Origin of the sequence: Saccharopolyspora sp. 7B (genome assembly GCF_020177435.1) — a bacterium.
In the GTDB taxonomy this organism is placed as follows: domain Bacteria; phylum Actinomycetota; class Actinomycetes; order Mycobacteriales; family Pseudonocardiaceae; genus Saccharopolyspora_C; species Saccharopolyspora_C gregorii.
Genome location: NZ_JAIUKC010000259.1, coordinates 1 through 4,478 on the forward strand (window position 1 = coordinate 1; position 4,478 = coordinate 4,478).

Genomic DNA, 4,478 nt, shown 5'->3' on the forward strand with positions numbered 1-4,478 from the left:
GTTTGCGGAGGGGTGGGGTGGCGGAACCTCAGCGCTTCCCTCGCTGCGGGATCGTTTTCGCAGGTGGCTCCGCCACATGCGAAAACGCTGTCCTCGCGAGGAAGCCGCTGAGAACCCGCGGGTGGTCCCGTTGCTCAGGTGGTCTCCGCTCAGCGGCTTCGCCGCTGACAGGAAAACGACACGACCCACCTGGCAGGTTCGAAGGCGGGCGGTGCGCGCGCCGGGTCAGCGGTAGCGGACTTGGAGTTCCTTGATGCCGTTGAGCCAGCCGGAGCGCAGGCGGCGGGGTTCGCCGGCCTTGGCGATGCCGGGCATCCGGTCGGCGATGGCCTGGAAGATGAGGTCGATCTCCAGCCGGGCCAGGTTCGCCCCGAGGCAGTAGTGCGCGCCGGTGCCGCCGAACCCGACGTGCGGGTTGGGGTCGCGGGTGATGTCGAAGCGCTCCGGTTCGTCGAAGACCTCGGGGTCGAAGTTGGCGGAGCTGTAGAACATCGCGACCCGCTCGCCGCGCCCGATCGCCACCCCGTTCAGCTCGGTGTCGGCGAGCGCGGTGCGCTGGAAGGACATCACCGGGGTCGCCCAGCGCACGATCTCGTCGGCGGTGGTGGCGGGGCGCTGCTCCTTGAACAGCTCCCACTGCTCGGGGTGGTCGAGCATGGCGAGCATGCCGTGGGTGATGGCGTTGCGGGTGGTCTCGTTGCCCGCGACCGCGAGCAGCAGCACGAAGAAACCGAACTCGTCGTCGTTGAGCGCGTGCCCGTCCACGTCGGCCTGCACGAGCTTGGTGACGATGTCGTCCATCGGGCAGCCGCGGCGCTGCTCGGCCATGCCCATGCTGTAGCCGAGCAGTTCGGTGGCGGCGGCGGCCGGGTCGATGGAGTACTCGGGGTCGTCGTAGGCGATCATCTGGTTCGACCAGTCGAAGATGTTCTTCCGGTGTTCCTGCGGGACCCCGAGCAGTTCGGCGATGGCCTGCAGCGGGAGTTCGCAGGCGACGTCGGTGACGAAGTCGCCGGTGCTGCCGGTGAGCGCGGTCTCGACGATGCGTTCGGCGCGTTCCCGCAGCGCGTCGCGGAGGCCGTTGATGGCGCGCGGGGTGAAGCCGCGGGCGACGATGCCGCGCAGCTTGGTGTGCTCGGGCGGGTCCATGTTGAGCAGGATGAACCGCTGCATCTCGATCTGCTCGCGGTTCATCTCGGAGGTGAAGCGGGTGATCGCGGTGTTCTCCCAGGAGGAGTACACGTCGCTGCGGCGCGAGACCTCCTTGACCTCGGCGTGCCTGCTCACCACCCAGTAGCCCTCGTCGTCGTAGCCGGCCTTGCCGCGGGGCAGCGGGTTCCACCACACCGGTGCGGTGCGCCGGAGTTCGGCGAACTCGCGCATGGGCAGCCGTTCGGCGTAGAGGTCGGGGTCGGTGAAGTCGAAGCCGGGCGGGATGTGGGGGCAGACCACTGGCAACCTCCTGCGGGCCGCACGGAGACACGAGTCCACGAAAGAGAACTTGTTCTATGTGAACCGAACCACATCCGATCTGGTTAGTAAACCCCCGTAACAGTGATGATCACGCGGTGCGTCCGGATTCTCCCCCATTACGACGCGCCCCTGCGGCACGACCTTGTCGGTAACGAGAACAAGTTCTACATTGAAACTTCCGGTCGTTCATGCCGAAGGGAGACGAACGGTGGGCACTCCGGTGATCGTGGACGCGGCACGCACTCCGATCGGCAGGCGCCGGGGCGCGCTCTCCGGCCTGCACCCCGCGGAACTGCTCGGGACCGCCCAGCGCGGTCTGCTCGACCGGACCGGCCTCGCCCCGGAACTCGTCGAGCAGGTCGTCGGCGGCTGCGTCACCCAGGCGGGCGCGCAGGCCGGCAACATCACCCGCACCTCTTGGCTGCACGCGGGCCTGCCCGAGACGACCGGCTGCACCACCGTCGACGCCCAGTGCGGCTCGGCCCAGCAGGCCGCGCACCTGGTCGCCGGGCTGATCAGCACCGGTGCCGTGGACGTCGGCATCGCCTGCGGCGTGGAGGCGATGAGCCGGGTGCCGCTGGGCGCCAACATCGGCACCGAGGCGGGACGGCCGCGCCCCGACAGCTGGGACCTCGACCTGCCGAACCAGTACCTGGCCGCCGACCGCATCGCCGAACGGCGCGGCCTGGACCGCGCCGAGGTGGACCTGTTCGGGCTGCGCTCGCAACGGCTCGCCCGCGCCGCCTGGGACGAAGGCCGGTTCGCCCGCGAGATCGTGCCGACCCGCGCCCCCGCCCCCGACGGCGGCACCCACCTGGTCACCCGGGACGAGGGACTGCGCGAGACCAGCGCGGAAGCGCTCGCCGGGCTGAAACCCGTGCTGGACGCCGGATTCCACACCGCGGGCACGGCCTCGCAGATCTCCGACGGCGCCGCCGCGGTGCTGCTCGCCGACGCCGACCGGGCCGCCGCGCTCGGCCTGCGCCCGCGGGCCCGGATCGTCGCGCAGTGCCTCGTCGGTGCCGAGCCGTACTACCACCTGGACGGGCCGGTGCAGGCCACCGCGAGGGTGCTGGAGCGGTCCGGGATGAAGATCGGCGACATCGACCTGTTCGAGGTGAACGAGGCGTTCGCCTCCGTCGTGCTGTCCTGGGCCGCGGTGCACCGGCCCGACCTGGAGCGGGTGAACGTCAACGGCGGCGCCATCGCGCTGGGCCACCCGGTCGGCGCCACCGGGTCCCGGCTGATCACCAGCGCGCTGCACGAACTGGAACGGCGGGACGCGAGCACCGCGCTGATCACGATGTGCGCGGGCGGCGCCCTGTCCACCGGGACCATCATCGAGCGGATCTGAGGCCGTGGACGTCCCGGAGACGGTGCCCGCCGCCCTCGACCTCGCCGCCGAGCGGTTCGCCGAGCGCGCCGCCGTCGTCGATCCGGCGCTGCGGCTGACCTTCCGGGAGCTGCGCGAGCAGGTCCGCGAGCTGGCGGGTTTCCTGCTCGCCGAAGGCGTCCGGGCCGGGGACCGGGTGGCGCTGAACTCGCCGAACACGGGGCACTGGGTGGTGGCGGCGCTGGCCGCGCTGCACGTGGGCGCGGTGCTGGTGCCGATCAACACCCGGTTCACCGCGGCCGAGACCCGCGATGTGCTGGTGCGCAGCTCGGCGAGCGCACTGGTGGTGGCCGACACCTTCCTCGGGCGGGACCGGCTGCGAGAGCTGCGCGCGCAGGGAGGGGAGCCGACCGGCACCCCGGTGTCCGGCCTGCCCGCGCTGCGCACGGTCCTGCGCATCCCGGTGGAGGGCGCCGCGGCACCGCTGCCGCGCTGCGCGGACTGGGCCGAGGTCGGTGACCGCTCGCTCCCGGCCGACCGGGTGGACGAGGCCGCCGCCCGGGTGCGCGGCACCGATCCCAGCGACCTGCTCTACACCTCCGGGACCACCGGGCGCAGCAAGGGCGTGCTCAGCGCGCACCGCCAGGCTCTCGCCGTCGCCGACGCGTGGGCGACCTGCGGGCGCGTCGACGAGGCGGACCGGTACCTGGTGGTGAACCCGTTCTTCCACAGCTTCGGCTACAAGGCGGGCATCCTGGTGTGCCTGCTGCGCGGGGCGGCGATCGTGCCGGTGCCGGTGTTCGACACCCGCGCGGTGCTGGAACTGGTGCACCGCGAGCGGATCACCGTGCTGCCCGGGCCGCCCACCGTCTACCAGTCCATCTTGGACGATCCGGCGCGCGCCGAGCACGACCTCTCCAGCCTGCGGCTGGCCGTCACCGGTGCGGCCTCGGTGCCGCGGGTGCTGGTGGAGCGGATGCAGCGGGAGCTCAGCTTCGACACCGTGCTCACCGCCTACGGGCTGACCGAGGCCGTGGTCGCGACCATGTGCCGCCCGGAGGACGACGACGCGGTGGTCGCCACCACCTGCGGGCGCCCCACCGCCGGCTTCGAACTGCGCATCGCGGGCGCCGACGGCCGCGCCCTGCCCACCGGCGAGGTCGGCGAGGTGCTGCTGCGCGGCCCGAACACGATGCTCGGCTACCGGGACGAACCGGCGCAGACCCGCGCCGCCGTCGACGCGGACGGCTGGCTGCACACCGGCGACCTCGGCCGGGTGGACCGCGCGGGCAGGCTCACCATCACCGACCGGCTCAAGGACATGTACGTCTGCGGCGGGTTCAACGTGTACCCGGCCGAGGTCGAGCAGGCGATCGCGCGGCTGCCCGGCGTCGCCGAGGCCGCGGTGGTCGGCGTGCCCGATGCCCGCCTCGGCGAGGTCGGGAAGGCCTACGTGGTCGCCGCCCCCGGCCACCGGCTCACCGCCGACGAGGTCCTGGCCCACTGCCGCGAGCACCTCGCCAACTTCAAGCTCCCCCGCCACGTCGAGTGCGGGGGGGGGGGGGGGGGGGGGGGGGGGGGGGGGGGCGGGCCGCGGGGGGGGGGGCCCCGGCCCCCGGGGGGGGGGGGGGGGGGGGCGCCCGCCCCCCGCCCCCCCCCCCCCCCCCCCCCC

At 73.0% G+C, this 4,478-nt stretch carries 3 protein-coding genes; 2 read left to right on the forward strand and 1 reads right to left on the reverse strand.

Features of this window, described 5'->3' with window-relative positions:
- Positions 1–225: 225 nt before the first annotated feature.
- Positions 226–1,452 (reverse strand): cytochrome P450, encoded by a 1,227-nt coding sequence (locus LCD33_RS28295; protein ID WP_224962463.1) that lies wholly within the window; start codon positions 1,450–1,452, stop codon positions 226–228.
- Positions 1,453–1,681: 229 nt separating this feature from the next.
- Between LCD33_RS28295 and LCD33_RS28300 the strand changes: the two genes are divergently transcribed.
- Together LCD33_RS28300 and LCD33_RS28305 are read left to right on the forward strand one after the other, a co-directional pair.
- A complete protein-coding gene (locus LCD33_RS28300; RefSeq protein ID WP_224978482.1) occupies positions 1,682–2,827 on the forward strand; it encodes a steroid 3-ketoacyl-CoA thiolase in 1,146 nt (381 codons plus the stop codon).
- Between the two features lie 4 nt (positions 2,828–2,831).
- Positions 2,832–4,478 (forward strand): FadD3 family acyl-CoA ligase (locus tag LCD33_RS28305; RefSeq protein WP_224978483.1); only part of this gene is annotated, 1,647 nt, incomplete at its 3' end.